The organism is Aquitalea sp. S1-19 (assembly GCF_024343515.1).
This window is the reverse complement of record NZ_RJTZ01000008.1, coordinates 1-19,312: the sequence shown is the minus strand read 5'-3', so window position 1 is coordinate 19,312 and position 19,312 is coordinate 1. Positions and strand designations below refer to the sequence as shown.

Annotated in this window: 20 protein-coding genes, 2 tRNA genes and 1 pseudogene; 9 read left to right on the top strand and 14 right to left on the bottom strand. The window is 56.2% G+C overall.

All coding sequences use genetic code 11. From position 1 onward, the window contains the following. From EGI20_RS02230 to EGI20_RS02215, 4 genes are all read right to left on the bottom strand, one after another. Positions 1-72 (bottom strand) — tRNA-Phe (locus EGI20_RS02230). Positions 73-95: 23 nt separating this feature from the next. After that, positions 96-171, bottom strand: a tRNA-Phe gene (locus EGI20_RS02225). 112 nt (positions 172-283) lie between these two features. Then, entirely contained in the window at positions 284-1,360 is a 1,077-nt protein-coding gene (gene hppD, locus EGI20_RS02220; protein WP_498629337.1) for a 4-hydroxyphenylpyruvate dioxygenase, read from the bottom strand. 14 nt (positions 1,361-1,374) lie between these two features. Next, positions 1,375-2,154: a phenylalanine 4-monooxygenase gene (locus tag EGI20_RS02215; RefSeq protein WP_498629287.1), complete on the bottom strand. Its 780-nt coding sequence runs from the start codon at positions 2,152-2,154 to the stop codon at positions 1,375-1,377. A 169-nt stretch (positions 2,155-2,323) separates the two neighbouring features. Here EGI20_RS02215 and EGI20_RS02210 point away from each other — a divergent pair, with 169 nt between their 5' ends. Next, positions 2,324-2,803, top strand: coding sequence for an Lrp/AsnC family transcriptional regulator (locus EGI20_RS02210; protein WP_124734741.1), 480 nt, complete (start codon positions 2,324-2,326; stop codon positions 2,801-2,803). 51 nt (positions 2,804-2,854) lie between these two features. On the opposite strand, the gene EGI20_RS02205 is transcribed toward EGI20_RS02210, so the two are convergent. From EGI20_RS02205 to nadA, 6 genes are all read right to left on the bottom strand, one after another. After that, a complete protein-coding gene (locus EGI20_RS02205; protein ID WP_124734742.1) occupies positions 2,855-3,820 on the bottom strand; it encodes a histone deacetylase family protein in 966 nt (321 codons plus the stop codon). A 199-nt stretch (positions 3,821-4,019) separates the two neighbouring features. Further along, positions 4,020-4,964: an RNA polymerase sigma factor RpoS gene (rpoS, locus tag EGI20_RS02200; RefSeq protein WP_498629285.1), complete on the bottom strand. Its 945-nt coding sequence runs from the start codon at positions 4,962-4,964 to the stop codon at positions 4,020-4,022. Positions 4,965-5,027: 63 nt separating this feature from the next. Further along, positions 5,028-6,101 (bottom strand): peptidoglycan DD-metalloendopeptidase family protein, encoded by a 1,074-nt coding sequence (locus EGI20_RS02195; RefSeq protein WP_498629283.1) that lies wholly within the window; start codon positions 6,099-6,101, stop codon positions 5,028-5,030. 78 nt (positions 6,102-6,179) lie between these two features. Continuing rightward, positions 6,180-6,848, bottom strand: a complete 669-nt coding sequence (locus tag EGI20_RS02190; protein WP_498629281.1) for a protein-L-isoaspartate(D-aspartate) O-methyltransferase — start codon at positions 6,846-6,848, stop codon at positions 6,180-6,182. Next, a complete protein-coding gene (gene surE, locus EGI20_RS02185) occupies positions 6,833-7,576 on the bottom strand; it encodes a 5'/3'-nucleotidase SurE (RefSeq protein ID WP_498629279.1) in 744 nt (247 codons plus the stop codon). The genes EGI20_RS02190 and surE overlap by 16 nt, the downstream gene beginning before the upstream one ends. Positions 7,577-7,692: 116 nt before the next feature. After that, positions 7,693-8,610, bottom strand: coding sequence for a quinolinate synthase NadA (gene nadA / locus EGI20_RS02180; RefSeq protein ID WP_498629277.1), 918 nt, complete (start codon positions 8,608-8,610; stop codon positions 7,693-7,695). A 319-nt stretch (positions 8,611-8,929) separates the two neighbouring features. Here nadA and EGI20_RS02175 point away from each other — a divergent pair, with 319 nt between their 5' ends. The 8 genes from EGI20_RS02175 (at position 8,930) to EGI20_RS02140 (ending at position 16,704) form a co-directional block, all read left to right on the top strand. Continuing rightward, the gene (locus EGI20_RS02175) at positions 8,930-11,605 is read left to right on the top strand and encodes a bifunctional acetate--CoA ligase family protein/GNAT family N-acetyltransferase (protein ID WP_498629275.1); all 2,676 of its coding nucleotides are present in this window, start codon (positions 8,930-8,932) and stop codon (positions 11,603-11,605) included. A gap of 107 nt (positions 11,606-11,712) precedes the next feature. Next, positions 11,713-11,964 (top strand): 30S ribosomal protein S16, encoded by a 252-nt coding sequence (gene rpsP / locus EGI20_RS02170; protein WP_124734747.1) that lies wholly within the window; start codon positions 11,713-11,715, stop codon positions 11,962-11,964. Between the two features lie 33 nt (positions 11,965-11,997). Then, positions 11,998-12,504: a ribosome maturation factor RimM gene (gene rimM, locus EGI20_RS02165; protein ID WP_498629273.1), complete on the top strand. Its 507-nt coding sequence runs from the start codon at positions 11,998-12,000 to the stop codon at positions 12,502-12,504. Then, entirely contained in the window at positions 12,504-13,271 is a 768-nt protein-coding gene (gene trmD, locus EGI20_RS02160) for a tRNA (guanosine(37)-N1)-methyltransferase TrmD (RefSeq protein WP_160794151.1), read from the top strand. The genes rimM and trmD overlap by 1 nt, the downstream gene beginning before the upstream one ends. Before the next feature lies 1 nt (position 13,272). Next, the gene (gene rplS / locus EGI20_RS02155; RefSeq protein ID WP_124734750.1) at positions 13,273-13,641 is read left to right on the top strand and encodes a 50S ribosomal protein L19; all 369 of its coding nucleotides are present in this window, start codon (positions 13,273-13,275) and stop codon (positions 13,639-13,641) included. Between the two features lie 47 nt (positions 13,642-13,688). Continuing rightward, on the top strand, positions 13,689-14,198 hold the full coding sequence (locus tag EGI20_RS02150; protein ID WP_498629271.1) for a methylated-DNA--[protein]-cysteine S-methyltransferase: 510 nt from the start codon (positions 13,689-13,691) through the stop codon (positions 14,196-14,198). After that, positions 14,188-15,072 carry a site-specific tyrosine recombinase XerD gene (xerD, locus tag EGI20_RS02145; RefSeq protein ID WP_498629269.1) on the top strand — a complete coding sequence of 295 codons (885 nt, stop codon included), beginning with the start codon at positions 14,188-14,190 and terminating at the stop codon, positions 15,070-15,072. The genes EGI20_RS02150 and xerD overlap by 11 nt, the downstream gene beginning before the upstream one ends. A gap of 63 nt (positions 15,073-15,135) precedes the next feature. Beyond that, positions 15,136-16,704 carry a GGDEF domain-containing protein gene (locus EGI20_RS02140; RefSeq protein ID WP_498629267.1) on the top strand — a complete coding sequence of 523 codons (1,569 nt, stop codon included), beginning with the start codon at positions 15,136-15,138 and terminating at the stop codon, positions 16,702-16,704. A gap of 14 nt (positions 16,705-16,718) precedes the next feature. Here EGI20_RS02140 and EGI20_RS02135 read toward each other — a convergent pair whose 3' ends face one another. From EGI20_RS02135 to EGI20_RS02120, 4 genes and pseudogenes are all read right to left on the bottom strand, one after another. Then, complete coding sequence (locus EGI20_RS02135; protein ID WP_124734754.1) at positions 16,719-17,330, bottom strand: glutathione S-transferase N-terminal domain-containing protein; 612 nt, start codon at positions 17,328-17,330, stop codon at positions 16,719-16,721. An 87-nt stretch (positions 17,331-17,417) separates the two neighbouring features. Continuing rightward, positions 17,418-18,095, bottom strand: a complete 678-nt coding sequence (locus EGI20_RS02130; RefSeq protein WP_498629264.1) for an SIMPL domain-containing protein — start codon at positions 18,093-18,095, stop codon at positions 17,418-17,420. A gap of 105 nt (positions 18,096-18,200) precedes the next feature. Next, positions 18,201-18,995 (bottom strand): ABC transporter ATP-binding protein, encoded by a 795-nt coding sequence (locus EGI20_RS02125; protein ID WP_124734756.1) that lies wholly within the window; start codon positions 18,993-18,995, stop codon positions 18,201-18,203. Further along, positions 18,992-19,312, bottom strand: a pseudogene (locus EGI20_RS02120) (ABC transporter permease); the annotation flags it as partial. The gene EGI20_RS02125 and the pseudogene EGI20_RS02120, both read right to left, overlap by 4 nt.

Below are 19,312 nucleotides of genomic sequence, written 5' to 3'. Positions count from 1 at the left end.
GGCCTGTCTCGGAATCGAACCAAGGACACGCGGATTTTCAATCCGCTGCTCTACCAACTGAGCTAACAGGCCTCTGCCGTGGTGCAATAAAGTGCTGGTGGCCTGTCTCGGAATCGAACCAAGGACACGCGGATTTTCAATCCGCTGCTCTACCAACTGAGCTAACAGGCCTTCACGCTGTGCTGCATCGCGTTCAGAGGCGTGCATTTAACCAGACGAAAGCGCTTGAGTCAAGGGTGAATTTCCATAAAAGCCGATTTTGACAAATTGGCAGCGACTTTCATCATGCTTGCAGCACGCCGCGGCGTAGTTGATCTTCCTCTATGGATTCAAACAAGGCCTTGAAATTGCCCTCGCCAAAGCCTTCGTCACCCTTGCGCTGGATGATCTCGAAAAAGATCGGGCCAATGACGGTTTCGGTGAAAATCTGCAGCAGGATGCCCCCACCTTCGCCTGGTGCACCGTCAATCAGAATGTGATTGCGTTGCAGACGCGACAAGTCCTCACCGTGCTCGGGCAAGCGCTGGTTCACGCGTGCGTAATAGGTGTCTGGCGTACCCAGAAAGCGCAGGCCGGCGGCGAGTTGTTCCACGCTGGCGTAAATATCCTCGCTGGACAGGGCGATGTGCTGAATGCCTTCGCCGTGATATGCCACCAGAAATTCCTCAATCTGGCTTTTGTCATCGGAAGATTCATTGATGGGAATGCGGATCTTGCCGCAGGGGCTGGTCATGGCCATGGATTTGAGGCCGGTCAGCTTGCCCTCGATATCGAAGTAACGGATTTCGCGGAAGTTGCCGATGTTGCGGTAAAAATCGGCCCAGTGTTTCATCTGGCCGCGCCGGACATTATGGGTGAGATGGTCGATGGTCTTGAGGCCGGCGCCTTGCGGGTGCTGCTCTATGCCGGCAAGCGGAATGAAGTCGACGTCGTAGATATCGTGCTTGGGGCCGTAGCGGTCGACGAAATAGAGGGCAGAGCCGCCTATGCCTTCAATTGCCGGAATATTCAGCTCCATATAGCCGATGGGGCGGGTGTAGGGCTTGGCACCCTGTGCCAGTGCGTAGGCGTAGGCGGCAGCTGCGTCCTTGACCCGCCATGCCATGGCGCAGGCTGAGGGGCCGTGTTGCTCGCCAAACAGCCGGGCAGGGTGTTGCTGCTCGGCATTGAGGATAAAGTTGATATCCCCTTGGCGATAGAGACTGACGGCCTTGTGGCGGTGGCGTGCCACTTCGCTGAAGCCTAAGGTGGCAAAGAGTTGCTTCAGTTGCTCGATCCCGGCTGCATCGGGGGCGGTGTATTCGACAAATTCAAAGCCGTCACAGCCTAGCGGGTTGATGTTGTCTGTCTCCATCTTGATCTCCTCTTTTGTTATCAAGCCAGACCGTGGTGGGCGGTCCAGCGGGCAAACTCATTTTCCAGCTGGTCAAAGCTATCGATGACGAACAAAGTGTCTTGCATGTGCCAGACGTCGTAAGGCGTTTGCGCCATGTGATCAAGGTCGAAGCGGTGTTTGGTCGTGGCATCCGACAGGCTGTAGCTCACTTCCTGATGCGAGGACAGAATGCCGGCGCCGTAGATACGCAGCCCTTGCCGGCTGCGTATCAGGCCGAACTCGACGCTATACCAGTAAATCCGCGCCAGCCACACGCGGGCGGGGTGGTCCTGGGCAAAGGCGGCGCTGCCGGCTTCGCCGAAGCGCTGGAAAAAGTTACTGAAGCGCGGGTGAGTGAGTAGAGGGGCATGGCCGACCAGGTCGTGGAACATATCGGGTGCCGGGGTGTAGTCGATATCTTCCGGCTTACGGATAAAGTCGGTCGACGGGAAGACGCGCGCGGCCAGCATGGCGAAGAAAATCTGGTCGGGCACGATGCCGTCGACCCGCTCAATGGTCCAGCCTGTCTGGCGCTGGATGCGGTCGCTGATGTCGGCAAGCTGCGGAATGCTTGCCGGGGATAGGCCGGTGGCTTCCAGTGCGTTCAGATACTCGTCACAGGCGCGATCCGGCCATTGTGTTTGTTGACGCGAGAGCAGGCATCGCCATGTTTCGCGCTCGCATGCGCTGTATGCCGGTACCGGTGTGTGATGAATATCAGTTTTTACATGCGGTAAGCTGGTTTTGCTTGTTGAGACCGGAAAGTCGGTGCTTTGCATCGTAGTTCCTCTCTTACAACACTCAAACGGGCAATCTGACGCTAATATCTGGACTGATTTTGGCATTTCATTCTAGAGTAAGCACACAGCAATTTGTGTGCGTTCTATGGCTGCATCAGATTGAAATAAAGATAAAAATTACAAATAAATTATCGAAAAAGGAGAAACCATGCCGAATCTGGTTCTGGATAAAACGGATTTGAAAATGCTGGCTGCGCTGCAATTGAATGGGCGCTTGTCGAATGTCGAACTGGCGGAAAAGGTTGCTTTGTCGCCTTCGCCTTGTTTGCGCCGGCTTAAGCAGCTGGAGGAGTCAGGCGTGATCCGTCAGTATGTGGCCTTGCTGGACCCGGCTTGCCTGGGGCTTGGACTGCATGCCTTTGTACGGGTCAAGCTGGAGAAACGGGCGGGCAATCTCAAGTCTTTTATCGAGGCGGTACAGGGATGGCAGGAGGTGGTGAATTGCTATGCGATGACGGGCGATATGGATTATCTGTTGCAGGTTTACTTCCAGGACTTGCCGCACTTTTCCCGCTTTGTGATGGATCAGTTGCTGCAGCACCCCGGAGTCGAGGATGTGAAGTCTAGTTTTGTGCTTAAGGATTTCAAGCAGACCACGGCATTGCCTTTAAGTCATCTGGCATTGTGATAACAGGAAACCCGAAAGCCTGAACCGCTTTGGGGTTTCCCGCACCTTTAATCAGGTATCAGACAGCGCACGCAAGTGGGCTGTCACGCTGCGTGCCAGCGATGACAGGTCATAACCCCCTTCCAGCACCGACACGACCCGGCCCTGACAGTACAGGTCGGCGATCTGCAGCAAATGGCGGGTGACCCACTCGTAGTCCGACTCGGTCAGTCCCATCGAGCCCATATCATCTTCGCGATGCGCGTCAAAGCCGGCTGAGATAAACAGCATTTGCGGCTGGAAGTCATGCAGTGCTGGCAGCCATACGGTTTCGACGGCTTCGCGAAACTCGCGGCTACCCGAACCGGCTTTCATTGGCACATTGTGCATATGGGGGTTGCTGCCTGCTGGCGTGTCGCCGCAATAGGGGAAGAAGGGGTGCTGGAACATCGAGGCCATCAGGACTCGGGGGTCATCCTTGAAGATCTCCTCGGTGCCATTACCGTGATGCACGTCGAAATCGACAATCGCAACGCGCTCATATTTGTAGACCGACATCGCGTGCGCTACGCCGACCGCGATATTGTTGAAGAAGCAAAACCCCATGGATTTGGCGCTCTCGGCATGATGCCCAGGGGGGCGAATAGCGCAAAATGCATTGGGCACTTTGTCTTCGCAGACCAGCTCCACGGCCTTAACTACCGCGCCTGCTGCGCGCTGTGCAGCGGGCAGGGTGCCTGGTGACATGGCCGTGTCCGGGTCTATGCGGAAAGTGCCAACCTGCGGCGTACAGGCTTCGATATAGTCGACATAGCGGGGCGGGTGGACACGGGCCAGTTGCTGCGGTGTAACTAGCGGTGCGTCGATCTCTTGCAGGGTGTCGAAAATCTGGGATGCCATCAGTTGGTCACGGATAGCGATCAGACGCTCGGGGCATTCCGGGTGACCGACCCCCATATTGTGTCCCAGGCAATCGGAGTGGGTGATATAGGCGGTCAGTCCGGTACGGTGCCAGCGGTTTTTTAGCCAAGAGAACACGAGATTACCCTTCTTGCTTCCGATTCGAATTGTGCTTATGACTTTTAAATAAAGTGTGCGCGAAACAGGGCTTAAATGCAAATGTTTTGCCGTGCAACTCTGGTATGTACAGGCATAGGCGGTGAGTAGCTGACGAGATAAAAAAGAAGGCAAAAGCAAGCGGAGGGGCTTGTTTTTGCCTGTGTGCCAGCCTCATGGCTTAGATAAGAAGATCTTTGGCTACGCCTTGGCGCCGCAGAATGCGACGCAAGTGTTCCAGCCCTTCTATTTGTATCTGGCGTACGCGTTCCCGCGTCAGGTTGAGGGAACTGGCCAGCTCTTCCAGTGTGCAGATTTCATGTCCATCCAGACCGTAGCGGCGCTCGATGACCATGCGCTGTTTGTCTGATAGTTGTGCCAGCCAGTGGTGGACATATTTCTCTACTTGCAGATTGTGCAACTGAATATCCGGCTCTTCATGCTGCTCATCCGGAATCGACTCGCCAATGGAAAGCATAGGATCAATGTCCAGCGGCGCATCGAGCGAGGCCATGCGCTCGTTCAGGCTCATGATGCGCCGCACGTCCTCTACCGGTTTGCCTACATGCTGGGCAATATCTTCTACCGTAGGCTCGCGTCCCCTTTTGCTTTCCAGATGGCGTGAAGCGCGCAGATAGACATTCAGTTCCTTGATGACATGAACCGGTAGCCGGATGGTGCGTGACTGATTCATGATTGCGCGCTCTATGCTCTGGCGTATCCACCAGGTGGCATAGGTCGAAAAACGAAAGCCACGCTCGGGGTCGAATTTTTCCAAAGCATGCATCAACCCGATATTTCCCTCCTCGATCAGGTCGAGCAGGGTGAGCCCACGGTTAATGTAGTGTTTGGCAATATTCACCACCAGACGCAGATTGTGCTCGATCATCTTTTGTCGTGCTTCGAAGTCGCCCTGTACGACACGCCGTGCAAGAGCCAGCTCCTGCGGCGGAGTCAGTAGTGCATTGCTGCCGATGTCATTGAGGTAAATCTGGGTAACATCGGCAACGTCTTCATGCTCTGCGGCCTCGCTGGTCGATTCTTCAGCATCGGCCTGCTTTTCCTCGGCATCCAGTAGTTCGTTTTCATCACCACTGTCTTCGATGGTATCTAACGTGTCTTTCATGTTCCCTCCCGCTTTCTACGGCTTTTTTGTCGACCAAAGCAGGAAAGAACCGCTGCTTCAGGCTTAATTGGCCAGATATTTTTCAGGATTTACCGGTTTACCGTATTCTCGGATTTCGAAATGCAGCTTGACCTGATCCGTATCCGTATTGCCCATGGTGGCTATTTTTTGCCCCTTTTTGATGCTTTGCCCTTCCTTGACCAGCAATTCGTCATTGTGTGCATAGGCCGACAGGAAAACCTTGTCATGCTTGATGATAATCAGCTTGCCGTAGCCCTTGAGTCCGCTGCCGCTATAGACCACCTTGCCATCGCCGGCTGCGATCACGTTTTGTCCCAGTTTTCCGCCAATATCCAAGCCTTTGTTCTGCTCAGAAAAACGGCGAACGACTTTGCCTTCGGTCGGCCAGATCCAGCCTATGCTGTTGTCCAGTGCCGGCTTGTTACTGTTTGTACTGGCCGCTGCTTCCGTTGCCGCGACGGCAGGCTTGGCAATCGGCGGCACGACCTTGGCCGCTGCTGGTGGCGGCGTGATGACCGGCGTCTTGATTACCGGACTGCTGATGGTTGTGCCTGCTGTTGCGGTCGTTTGTCCTTCGCTTTTCTGCGCCAGTTCCTTGAGTGCATTCTCGCTATAAGGCAATTTCAAGGCTTTGGGGTAGCGCTTGAGCGTGGCATTGTCTGTCGGTGTCGCCACCGTGCTTGTATTGCCGCTACTCACTTGTCTGACGCCCGCATCGGCCGTTACCGTGCCTGGTGGCGTCAGCCGTAAAATTTGTCCAACCTTGATATCAAAGCCATTCAGACCATTCCACAGGGCGACATCCTGATGGCGCAAACCATTGTTAAGAGAAATCCGGTACAGGTTTTCACCTGCTTGTACCGTGTGGCTCGTTTCTCCCCCTCGGTTGACATTTACCGGCTTGACTCTATTGGCGGGCATAGCCAATGGTGTCGTTTCTGCGCTTTCCATATTGACCACACTGGCGCTGGTCGTTTGCGTACTTCTTGTCTCCTGAGCGGAAATAATAGGAGCAGGGTTATGTGTCGTTTGTGCACATGCGCTTAGTAGTAGCGAAGAGCAGGTGCCTAATATTGTTAAGTTTCTGTTTATTCTATTGTGCATCTTGTTCTGCATGATTCTTTATATGCCGTATGGCTTTCCGTGTAAATAATCTAGACGGCAGACTGTCGTTTTTGTGCCAGTGCGTCTGCGTTAAATCCGTCCGGGCAGCAGGGGGACAAATTTTACCGGATCCAGTCGGGTCTGTCGGATGCCGCTTTCCGTCTTTTCAAGCAATAGCAAATGCTGCTCTTGCTCACCCAGTGGCATGATCATTCGTCCGTTTTCCGCCAGCTGTTCCAGCAGCAATGCAGGAATGGAGCTGGCTGCACAAGTCATGATGATTCCATCGAATGGCGCAGTTTCCGGCAGGCCTGCATGACCATCGCCATGTAAAAGACGTGCATGTATTAGCCGCGCCGCACGCAGATTGCGTCTGGCTTTTTCCAGCAGGACACCTAGGCGTTCGATTGAATACACCTCTGCGCCGGTTTGCAGCAGTACGGCACTTTGGTAGCCGCAACCGGTACCGATCTCAAGGATGCGTCCGGGGGCGCGTCCGGTGATGAGCAGCTCAGTCATGCGGGCTACGGTAAAGGGCTGCGATATAGTCTGTCCGTGCCCGATAGGCAGGGAAACGTCATCATAGGCTCGGCTTGCGAGTGCTTCATCGACAAACAGGTGGCGTGGCACCTGGCTCATGGCCATCAAAACGCGCTCATCGCAAATGCCACGCTGGCGCAAGCGCTCGCTCATGCGCAGCCGGGTGCGTTCGGACAGCATGCCCCAGGCAGCGGGGGGCTGACTTACGGCTGTAGCCATGACTTGATCCCGTCCAGTTGGTCGTAGGCGGTCAGATCTATCATCAGCGGTGTGATTGAGGCATGGTGATTGGCCACTGCGTAGAAGTCCGTTCCTTCTCCAGCGTCCTGAGCAGACCCGACCGTGCCAACCCAGTAAACCTTGTCGCCGCGCGGGCTCAGGCTCTGAACTACGGGTTCGGCATGATGGCGGCGCCCTAGGCGGGTGACCAAACTGCCTTGCAGGGCATCAAGTGGAATGTCGGGTATGTTGACATTGAGCAGGGTCGGGCGGGAGAAGGGACGGTTACATATGCGTTCAACCAACTCGTCGACGACATGTGCTGCCGTTGCAAAATTATTGCCCGAGCGGCCGCATAGCGAAACCGCAACCGAAGGACTGCCGAGTAGATAGCCTTCGGTTGCTGCCGCGACAGTGCCGGAATAAATCGTGTCATCTCCCATATTTGCACCATGATTGATGCCGGAGAAGATGATATCTGGGCGAAAGTCGAGCAGGCCGGTCACAGCCAGATGGACGCAATCGGTTGGGGTGCCGTTGACGTAAAAAAAACCGTTGTCTGCTTTGCGTACGCTGAGTGGCCGGTCCAGTGTCAGTGAATTGCTGGCACCACTACGGTCACGCTCGGGGGCGACAACGACAACTTTGCCGTGGCGTGCCAGCGTAGAAGCCAGAGCGGCAATGCCGGGGGCAAAATAACCGTCGTCGTTGCTGATGAGGAATTTCATGCAAACTCTCCGAGTGACCGCCTGATTGTATCCTTGCTGCTTACCGTCACAACAGCTGGGTGACGGTAAGCAAGCGACCTGTTGTAAAACAGGCATAGGTATAAAGGCAAAAGAGCTTAGGCGTAATAACGCTGGCTGAACTCGAGCATGCGTTCTATCGGCAGGCGGGCTGCCGCCATTTCCGCCTCGCTCAGGTAATCTATTTCCAGTCCTTCGCCTTGTTGTGCCCGGCGCACAGCCTCGATGGTGTTCATTTTCATATAGGGGCAGGAGTTGCACTGGCAACCGGCGTAGATAGGCGCCTGACGCAAGTCGAGGTCGGGACGCGCTAGGCCCATGTTGTACAGAATCCCATCTTCGGTGGCGACAAAAATCACGGCTTTCGGATCATCGGCATAGGCTTTGACCCAATTGAGCATGCCGGATGTCGAGCCGACATAATCGGCTTTTTGCAGTACCGGTAGCGGGCTTTCCGGATGGGCGATCAGGAATTTTTTGCCAGGGGCGGCATTGAATGCCTCGGTTAGCGCCGCTTCATTGAATTTGTCGTGTACTTCGCAGACCGCCGACCAAAGCGGCATGTCGTAGCCGTATTGGTAATTCAGGTAGGCACCCATATTGCGATCCGGCGAGAAAATGACCTTTTTCCCTTCGGCATAAAGATGCGCGATGATATCGTCAACGTTACGGCTGGTGACGATCCAGTCCGACAATGCTTTGTGTTGCGCGCTCGAGTTGATATACGACACATGGACATGGTCGGGGTGGCTCTCACGCCAGCGTTTGAGCGCAACAACATCGGTCTGGGTGACCAGGGAGCAGGTCGAGCCTGCATCCGGCAAAATAACGGTTGTGGCCGGGTTGAGGATTTTGGCTGTTTCCGCCATAAAGCGCACGCCGGCAAAAACAATGATGTCAGCCTCGGCTTCTCGTGCAAACAGCGACAGCTCCAGACTGTCTCCCACCTTATCGGCCATCTGCTGGATTTCCGGTTGGGTGTAGTAGTGGGCTAGTGTGACGACTCGTTTCGTCATGATGGCTTTATATACTCCGGTGACTACCGCACAACACTCGACGCGGGCTTTGTTGCGGTGCAATATCCAAGGTGAAAGTGGAAGAGCGTAACAAGTTTGCGGGCGCTAGGCTAGCTGTGGCAAGTACCACTTGTTGCTATGAATGTTATCGGTTCATGCTTACCGGTATAGTCAATAATCATAAACCGGTGTCGGCCAAGCTATGTGATTGCACTAAGGCAGTTTTTGTTATGCCACTTCACGCATGCATTTATATCCCGCGTGTCGCACTTTAGGCGGTACGAGGCCATCATTTTGCTGGGTTTTTTAGAAGAGTCCCATGAAGCCCCACTATCTTACTTCATTGTTTTCTCCGCGCAGTGTGGCGGTCATCGGTGCCAGCGATACTCCAGGCTCTGTTGGGCAGGCCGTTTTTGCCAATCTGCTGGCCGGGAATTTTCAGGGGAAACTCTACCCGGTCAATCTGAACCACAAGACCGTAGGTGGCATCGCCGCCGTAGCGTCTGTACGTCAGATCGAGCCGGATGTGGAACTGGCGGTGGTAACGACCCCTTTGCGCAGCTTGCCGGCGATTATGAAGGATTGCGGTAAGAAAGGCGTAAAGGCGATGCTGCTGGCCAAGGAGTTTTCCGACAGCGAGCAGATTGAGCGTGAAATCATGGCCGAGGCCATGTCTATTGCCAGCCATTATGGCATCCGTGTGCTGGGGCCGAATGTGCTGGGGCTGATGCGCCCCGTGGCTGGGTTTAATGCCACCAATTACACCAGCAAAGTGAAAACCGGCAATCTGGCCTTGGTGTCACAGTCTTCCGCTCTGTGTACCGCGATGCTGGACTGGGCAGACAGCAAAGGGATAGGTTTTTCCAGTGTGATATCGGTCGGAACGGCACTGGACGTGGAGTTCGGCGAGATACTGGATTATCTGGTAGCGGACACGTTTACCCAGGGTATCTTGCTGCATGTGCATCATATTCATGATGCCCGGCGCTTTATGAGCGCCCTGCGTGCCGCCGCGCGTACCAAACCGGTGGTGGTGATCAAGTCCGGGCGCTATGAAAGCCAGGAGGCGGGAGTGCTGGCATCCAGCCACCTGATTGATGGTAATGATGTTTTCGATGTTGCCTTGTCGCGCGCCGGTGTGCTGCAGGTGCAAACCATTGCCCAGCTGTTTACCGCGGCCAAGATGCTGGCGGCCAAGTACCGTATTGCCGGCAGGCGCCTGGCGATTGTGACTAATGGTATCGGCCCGGGGATATTGGCGGCCGACAGTGCCTGGACTTATGGGGTCGAGCTGGCACAGTTGTCGGCGCAAACATTGAGCCAGCTGGATGATGTGCTGCCCCGTAACTGGTCGCGGGCAAATCCGGTCGATATTATTGGTGATGCTTCGCCCATGCGTTTTCGCAGCGGGGTTAAAGCGTGCCTGGATGATCCGGGTGTGGATGGTGTATTGGTCATTTTTACGCCGCAGGCCGGAACCGATCATTTGACGACGGCGCAACTGATGGTCGGCTTGCAGCGCGAGTCCTCCAAGCCGATATTCCTGTCCTGGCTGGGGGATGCCAAAGTCTCCGAGAGCCGGGAGCTGTTTTCCAAGGCCAAATGCGCGCATTTTCGTGCGCCCGAATTTGCCGTCGAGGTATTCCGCAATCTGGCGGCCTATCACGACAACCAGCAATTGCTATTGCAAACGCCTGGACCGCTGGAGGGGGCGCTGCATGAGCCGGATGTAGCCGCGGCACGCGCCGTGATTGCCGATGTATTGGCGCAGGGGCGGGCAGTCTTGTCAGAGCGCGAGTCGAAGGCAGTGCTGGCGAGCTTTGGTATTCCTGTTAATCCGACATTGCTGGCGACGACGGAAGATGAGGCAGTCGCCCTGGCTGCGGCCATTGGCTATCCGGTCGTGCTCAAGATCGACTCGCCCGACATTATGTATAAATCGGATGTCAGTGGTGTCGAGCTTAATATCAGCAACGAGGCGACGTTGCGCCAGGCCTTTGTCTCCATCTGGCAGCGGGCACAAGTAGTCAAGCCGGATGCCCGTATTTCCGGGGTGTCGGTGCAGGCCATGAAAAAATACCGTTATGCGCGCGAGGTCATGGTCGGTGTTGCGCATGATTCGGTGTTTGGTCCGGTCATCGCCTTTGGTGCCGGCGGTATCGCCGTCGAAGTGTTACAGGATCGCGCGCTGGCTTTACCGCCTTTGAATGCGTATCTGGTGCGGCGCATGATTGCCCGAACCCGGATCAGTAAAGTACTCGGCCCCTTCCGTAATCTGCCCGAGGTCGATCACGATGCTTTGCATACTGTCTTGCTGCGGGTATCGGAAATGGTTTGCGAGCTGCCCGAGGTGCGCGAGCTGGAGATCAACCCGCTGTTGGTAGACGAACATGGAGTGATGGTGTTGGATGCCAGCATTATCCTGCACACAGTGCCTGCCGGGCGCAAGCGATATCAGCATATGGCGATCATGCCTTACCCTGCCCATATGGTGAAGCAGGTCTGTCTGAAGGATGAAACCGAAGTCCTTATCCGGCCGGTACGCCCGGAAGATGCGGATATGCAGCAAGCCTTTGTGCGCAACCTGTCGGAGGAAAGCCGCTACAACCGTTACCTGTCCAGTATCAAGCAGCTATCACAACAGGTACTGGTGCGCTTCACCCAGCTTGATTACGACCGCGAAATGGCACTCGCCATGGTGCGCGAACTGGACGGCACCGAAGAAATGCTGGCGGTGGCTCGTTTTATTACCGACCCGGATATGGAGTCGTGCGAGTTTGCGCTGGAGGTTGGCGACTCGTGGCAAGGCAGGGGCATAGGCTATGTGCTGATGGATGCGCTATTTGATGCCGCGCGTATGCAGGGCCTGAAAATCATGCATGGCGAGGTGCTGGCGGCAAATAAAGGGATGCTGAAACTGATGCAAAAGCTGGGCTTTGAAGTCACGGTGCATCCGGAAGACAGGGCGCTGACGCTGGTCAGCAAGGTGTTGTGAGGGCCGGCAAGGGGGTGATGCAGGAATAAACACTTGCCAGATAAAGAAAAATTGCCCTAGAATTGCACGCTTTTCTACGTTCCGATTTCATTCAAGGACTATCGACAATGGTAGTAATTCGTCTGTCTCGCGGTGGTTCCAAGAACCGTCCGTTCTACAACATCGTTGTTACCGATTCCCGCAGCCGTCGTGATGGCCGCTTTATCGAGCGCGTTGGCTTCTACAACCCAGTTGCAAACGAAAAAGAAGAGCGTGTGCGCTTCACCATGGATCGTCTGAACCATTGGGTTGGCGTAGGTGCTCAGGTGTCCGACACCGTAGCCAAGCTGCTCAAGGAGCAGGCTAAGGCTGCTGCTTAACCGTTGGTGATTCAACTGGCGGGTAAGGACATTATGCGCAGCGAAGATCTGGTCATCATGGGTTATGTCAGTGGTGCGTTTGGTGTACGCGGCTGGGTGAAAGTCCACGCCGATACCGAATACGCCGATAGCCTGTTTGACTACCCGGTCTGGTGGCTGGGCAAAAATGGTAGCTTTAAAGCGTATACCTTCGAAGAGGGTGCAGTTCATCCCAAGGCACTGGCAGCCAAACTGGCCGGTGTTGACGGGCGTGATGCTGCCCACGCTCTGCGTGGATGCGAAATTGCCGTGCCGCGTGCAGAATTGCCTGAAACTGAAGAGGGCGAATACTACTGGTCCGATCTGATCGGTCTGGAGGTCGTCAATCAGGAAGGCGTGCTGCTGGGCAAGGTGAAAAACCTGCTGGAAACCGGTGCCAATGATGTGCTGGTGCTGGCTGATGACGGGAAAGAGCGTTTGCTTCCCTTCGTCGACCAGGTTGTGTTGAATGTTGACCTTGCAGCCGGCCGTATTTCGGTCGACTGGGGCGTCGATTTCTGATGCAGATAGACGCAATCTCGCTGTTTCCCGAGATGTTCGATGCAGTCACCCGTTTTGGCGTCAGCCGGCGCGCGGTGGAGCTGGGCATCTGTGATTTTTCCGCGTGGAATCCGCGGGACTTCACTAGCAATAACTATCGTACGATAGACGACCGGCCTTATGGCGGTGGTCCCGGCATGCTGATGCTGATCGAGCCTTTAGTCGCTGCGCTTGACGCGGCACGGGCAAGGCAGCAGGCACAGGGCGCCGAAACGAGTCATGTTGTTTATTTGTCGCCACAAGGACGGGCACTGGATCACCGCAAGGCGGTCGAGTTGTCGCAACGTCCGGGTCTCATTCTCTTGTGCGGGCGCTATGAAGGCGTCGACGAGCGTTTGATCGAGAGCGAAGTCGACGAGGAAATTTCCATCGGCGACTATGTGCTGTCGGGTGGCGAGTTACCGGCGATGGTGTTGATGGATACGGTGTTGCGGTTGTTGCCTGGCGTGCTGGGCGACGCGCAGTCGGCGAGTGAAGACTCGTTTGCCGACGGACTGCTGGACTGTCCGCATTACACACGACCGGAAGAGTACCGGGGGATGAGGGTGCCGGAAGTATTGATGTCCGGTAATCATGCCCTGATTGCAAAATGGCGACTTAAACAGTCGTTGGGCCGTACCTGGTTACGCCGCCCCGACTTGTTGCAGGGCCGTACATTATCAAAACAGGAATCTCGGCTGCTGGCAGAGTACCAGCAGGAACAAGATTCCCAGAAAGCGGAGCATTAACATGGATCTGATTCAACAACTCGAGCAAGAAGAAATTGCCCGTCTGGGCAAGACCATTCCTGAATTCGCACCAGGTGACACCGTTGTCATCCAGGTTAAAGTCAAGGAAGGTAACCGCGAGCGTCTGCAGGCTTACGAAGGTGTCGTAATCTCCAAGCGTAACCGTGGCCTGAACAGCTCTTTCATCGTGCGCAAAATGTCCGCCGGTGAAGGTGTTGAGCGTACTTTCCAGACTTACTCCCCGCTGCTGGCTACCATCGAAGTCAAGCGTCGTGGTGACGTTCGTCGCGCCAAGCTGTACTACCTGCGTGGCCTGACCGGCAAGTCCGCACGTATCAAGGAAAAGCTGCCAGCACGCAAGGCACGCTAATTGACCGCGGACAGGATGTCCGCTGGCCAAACGACGGCTTTGCCGTCATGATGAAGCGCAAGGCATTCCTTGCGCTTTTTTTCGTTCCGAAGATGACCTCTTATTCCGCTATTATTCCCGCGCCTTTTGCCATGCTGGGCATCCGTTGCTCGGCACAGCACTTGCAGAGGGTAGATTTTCTGCCTGCTAGCACTGCTCTGCAGGCTGCTGGCCCTGGCACGCTGGCCGCCGAAGTTTCCCGGCAGTTGCAGGCCTGGCTGCTTGATGCCTCCTTTGGCTTTGATTTGCCCTACCAGCTGGAGGGAACCCCATTCCAGAGGCGGGTATGGCAGGCCATTGCCTCCATTGCGCCGGGACAGACGCTTAGTTACCAGCAACTCGCTGCCAACATAGGGTCTGTTGCGCGCGCAGTTGGCGGGGCATGCGGACGCAATCCTTTACCCATCATTATTCCTTGCCACCGGGTGCTGGCAAAAAACGGACTGGGCGGTTTCAACTTGTCGACCGGTAACGAGATGCTGGCGATCAAGCGCTGGCTGCTTGCCCATGAACGCTAGTCTTGAGCTGATCGATGCTTTTCTGGATCTGTGCTTGCTGACCGATGGCTTGTCGCGTAATACGCTGGATGCTTACCGGCGCGATCTGTGCAAGCTGGCGCAGCGTCTTGAGGCCCTGGATACTGATCTGGTCAGTGTCGATGAGGCCATGCTGACGCAGGCTCTGCTGCCACAAGCGCAAGAGAGTACCGCGACCCGTGCACGGCTTATTTCGGCTGCACGGCGTTTTTTTTGCTATTTGCTGAAAACCGGTGTGCGTAGCAATGATCCGCTCAAGCGTCTGAAAGGACCGCAGCCGGTACGTGCCTTGCCGCGTCCTTTATCTGAAGCCGATGTGGAGGCCTTGCTTGAGGCACCCGATGCCGCCAGTTTGCTGGGCTTGCGGGACAGATCCATGTTCGAGTTGATGTATGCGACCGGGCTGCGCGTGTCCGAGCTGGTTTCCCTGCAGCTGGGCGAGCTGGATCTGGCATCCGGCGTGGTGTCCACCATAGGCAAGGGCGACAAGCAAAGGCTGGTGCCCATGGGCGAGGTGGCGCAGGCGTGGTTATTGCGTTATCTCACCGAAGCCCGTCCGGTTTTGCTGGCGGGGGCGGCTTGCGATGATGTGTTCGTGACGGTCAGGCGTAGCCGCATGACGCGGCAGATGGCCTGGTTTCTGATTAAACGCTACGCGACGCAGCTGGGTTTGAGCCATGTCAGCCCGCATACCCTGCGCCATGCTTTTGCCACGCATCTGGTCAACCATGGTGCAGACCTGCGTGTAGTGCAGTTATTGCTTGGCCACGCCGATATTTCGACGACCCAGATCTATACCTATGTCGCCCGCGAGCGTTTGCGCCAGCTGCACCGGGAACATCATCCGCGCGGCTGATTTTTGCATCCGTTGATGCTGGACGGATTGGCTATTGCGGCATCGATCAACTAGGCTGATGGCATGCCGGATGCTGCCGATATTTTCTCCCCTGCCGCGGATGAGGCTGCTTGCCATCTGCCCGCTTCTTCCTTGCTTGATGCACAGACGGAAGTGGACTCTGGCGCGCGCATGCTGCGTTTTCGCCTGCTGCGTCCTGTTGCGCAGCGGGGGATAGTCCGGCGTCTGGCGCTGGCCTGGTTTTTGTCGCTGAGCCTGTGCTTGCTGTCAGTGGGTTGGCCTGCCGCAGCGTCCTGGCTGAGCCTGTCTTTGCCTTGGCATGCCGAGGTGTTGCCGCTGGTACTGGCTCCTGGCATGTTGCTGGCTATCTTGTGGACGCTCTGGTTCGGTATCGCGCTGGGAGGTGCGCTGGCCTTGCTCAGTGCGCTGTTTGCCGCATGGGTCATGCATTTTTCGCTGCCGTTTATCTTGCTATCCGGAGCGACACATTTGCTGGCTTTGCTTATCTTGTATCTGGGCTACCGTGCCGTGCCCATGCGGCCCGACCTTTCCTCTGGCGATAATCTGCTGTTTTTTTTGATGATGGTGACGGTGAGTGCAACGTTTGCCTCGCTGGATGTGCTGGTCGGTGTCTATGCCAGCCAGTCCGGCTATGCGCAGTTGCTGAGTCTGTGGCTTGGTCGCTGGCTGGGCATGCTGGCTAATTTCGCGTTGTTGCTACCATTACTCTGGCTGTACGGGCGACGTATCGAACGTGCGCTTGACAGACTGCCATGGCTGACTCGGCGCAGGGTGCGCCTGACGTACTCCCTATGGACGACGGCTTTGCTGCTGCTCGCCTTATTGCTTTATGTTTTTCTGGCGGTCAGATTGCATGGTGTTTATGTCGAGCAGGCATTTGTCCACTATGACCGTATCGGTTGGCCTACGGTGGCTCTGTCAGCCTTGCAGGTGCTGCAGATCATCCACATCGTGCTGTCGGTGCTGGTGGTTTTCATCGCCTATTTCTTTTACCAGATATTGCAGCATTGGACGGGTACGCTTAAACGTACGGCCAGCCAGTTGCGCCTGCTGAATCGGAAATTGGCCGAACTGGCGCTGACCGATGAGCTGACCGGTTTGTATAACCGCCGCCATTTTATGGAGATGGCCAGACGCGAGCTGGCCAATGCCGAGCGGCATGGCATGCCTTGCTCTTTGCTGCTGATCGATATCGACCACTTCAAGCAGGTCAATGATCACTATGGCCATCTGGCCGGCGATCAAGTCCTGCGCATATTGGGACGGCTGCTGCCAGTGCTGTTGCGTCCCAGTGATCTGGCGGCCCGTTATGGCGGGGAGGAGCTGGTGGTCTTGCTCAGGCATACGCCGCTGGACGAGGCGCTGGAAGTCGCCGAGCGCATACGTCAGTCGATTGCGGCACAGCCCTATCCCGATTTGTCCGCTAGCTTGCGGGTGACGGTCAGTCTGGGAGTGGCTGAATCCCGTGTGGCCGAGCCGGATCTGGACTGGCTGATCGAGCGTGCTGACCGCGCATTGTACCGGGCGAAAGATGGCGGGCGTAACCGCATAGAATGCGACCCGGACGCATGGGCGGCCGGGTCGGTCTGCTCCGGGTCTTCCGGCCGATAGCCGGTAGACAAGGGTTATGCGCAGGCGGGGCGGGTATCGATAAATGATGGTCGCAGGGATAGTTTGTCCTGCAGTGCGGCCAGATTGGCGTAATCGGCCTGCCAGTCAAGCTCGGGAAAGCGCAGCGCCAGATAGCCTAGGCTGCAGCCTACGGCAATGTCGGCAATGCTGTAAGCCTCGCCGTTGCACCACAAGCGTTCGCCCAGGTCCCGGCTCATGGTCGCCAGTGCACGGGTGATTTTTGCATGCTGGTGCTGGACCCATTCTTCCATTTGCTTGTCGGCAGGGCGGCGGCGCTCGATCACGATGGAAACGGCCGCATCACAGAGGCCGTCAGCTAGGGCTTCCCAGCGCCGGGTATCGATCAGCACCCGTCTTTCCTGCGGGTAAAGGCGGGAAACGGGCGAGATACTATCCAGATATTCGACAATGACACGCGAGTCGAACAGCACACTGCCATCATCCAGCTCAAGGGCCGGTACCTTGCCCAGCGGGTTGTAGTCGCTAATGTGGCTGTCGGCCTGCCAGGGTTGCTCGATCTGGATCGGACATTCTATTTTTTTTTCGGCCAGTACGATGCGCACTTTTCGTGCAAAGGGACTGGTGGGTGAAGCAAGCAGTTTCATAGTCTGTCGGTGTTAGGTTGGCAGCAAAGCCAATGATTCAATGTCGAACTGTAACCCAATGAACAGCAAGACGAAAGTGTTGTGTATCTAAAGTAGCTCTACCTTGCCGGATACTTCCAGTCGTAGCAGGCTAACACCGGCTTGCCAGTCGGGATTGGCGGGCGCTGCGGCTTCCATGGCGGAGGACTTGAGCATGACAGGACGGAACGAGGGAGGCGGTGTATTTTGCCCCAGCGTCAGCTCGCGTACCGCGATCTGCGTTTTGTCCAACGCACGGGCGGCGATTTGCGCCTGTGCGCGCAAGCTATGAATGGCTTGAGGAATCAGCTGTTGTTCTGTTTCGCGTCTGAGCTGCTCAGAAACCCGGAAATCCACACTGGAGAGCAGCATAAAGCGCTGCAATTGCACGGTCAGTTCACCGGCTTGTTGCATATTGCGGCTTTGAATGCTGAGCGATGCGCGCGCGCTCCATGCCTGAAGCTTGCCGTTCTTATCGTATAAGGGCCAGCTATTGTAGCCGCTGTTGCGGCTGGTGACGGAGGGAAAGCCTTTAGCGGTAGCGGCGGCACGGGCAAGCTGGCGATTCAGGCGTTCGGCCAGAACGGCGGGGTCGCTGGCCTTGTCCTCGACATAGAACGTGGCCTGAAACTCGTCATTGGCAAGTTCACGCTCGGCGCTGGCATTCAGGTTAAGCATCACCCCCTCTGCCTGTGCCGCAGGCGCAAGCAGGCAGAGCAGAGCAAACAGGCAGGGCAACATCTTCATCGGGCAACCTTCAGTATGAGGTAATCATTCATGCATATTGTGAATCATAGCCTAGATATGCAATAAAGGTTGCCGTGGCAGATGTACGCCCTACCGGGTATTGCGCTAGCCTAGCAGCAAGGCATCATCATCAATGACTTCACCGCGGGTCTTTTCGAACATGGACAGCAAATCGGCCACCTGCATCTGCCGGCGTGTTTCACCGCTCACATCCAGCACTACCTGGCCTTGATGCAGCATGACCGTACGGTCGCCATGGTCCAGCGCCTGACGCATGGAATGGGTCACCATCAGCGCGGTGAGTTTATTGTCGCGCACGATCTGGTCGGTCAGCTCCAGTACGAAAGCTGCGGTTTTCGGGTCCAGTGCCGCCGTGTGTTCATCCAGCAGCAGGATGCGCGAGGGACGCAGCGAGGCCATTAACAGGCTGATGGCCTGGCGCTGTCCGCCGGAAAGCAGTCCCATGCGGTCTGATAAGCGGTTCTCCAGTCCCAGCTTTAGCGTCGCGAGTTTGTCGCGGAATAATTCGCGCTGTGCTTTTTTGACGGCCAGTCCCAGACCGCGTTTCTCTCCGCGCTGCCAGGCCAGCGCCAGATTTTCTTCTATGCTCAGCCCTTCACAGGTACCGGCCATAGGGTCCTGGAATACCCGTGCTACCAGCTTGGCACGCTGCCATGCACCCATGCGTGTCACATCCTGCTGGTCGATAAACAGCCGGCCGGAGTCAGGCTGTATATCGCCGGAAATGGCATTAAGCAGCGTCGACTTGCCAGCCCCATTGCTGCCTATCACCGTGACGAACTGGCCGGTTTCTATGGTCAGCGACATGCCGCGCAGTACATGGTTTTCGACTGGCGTACCCGGGTTGAAGGTTTTTTGCAGATTGTCGGCGCGCATCATTTGGCCAGTCCTCCGGTCAGTGTTTTGAACTTGGTCTTGATCAGCGGCAGCACCAAGGCAAAGCCAACCAGAAGTGCGGTGATCAGGTTCAGATCCTGCGCGGCCAGGCCGATAAAATCGGCGTTGAGTGCCAGCGCGATCAGTATGCGATAGAGCAGGGCACCCAGTACTGTCGCCAGCGTGATGACCCACAGCTTGCGTGACGGAATCAGCGTTTCGCCGATAATGACCGCCGCCAGCCCGACCACGATGGTGCCGATGCCCATCGAGATATCGGCACCACCCTGGGTCTGTACATAGAGTGCGCCGCCCAGCGC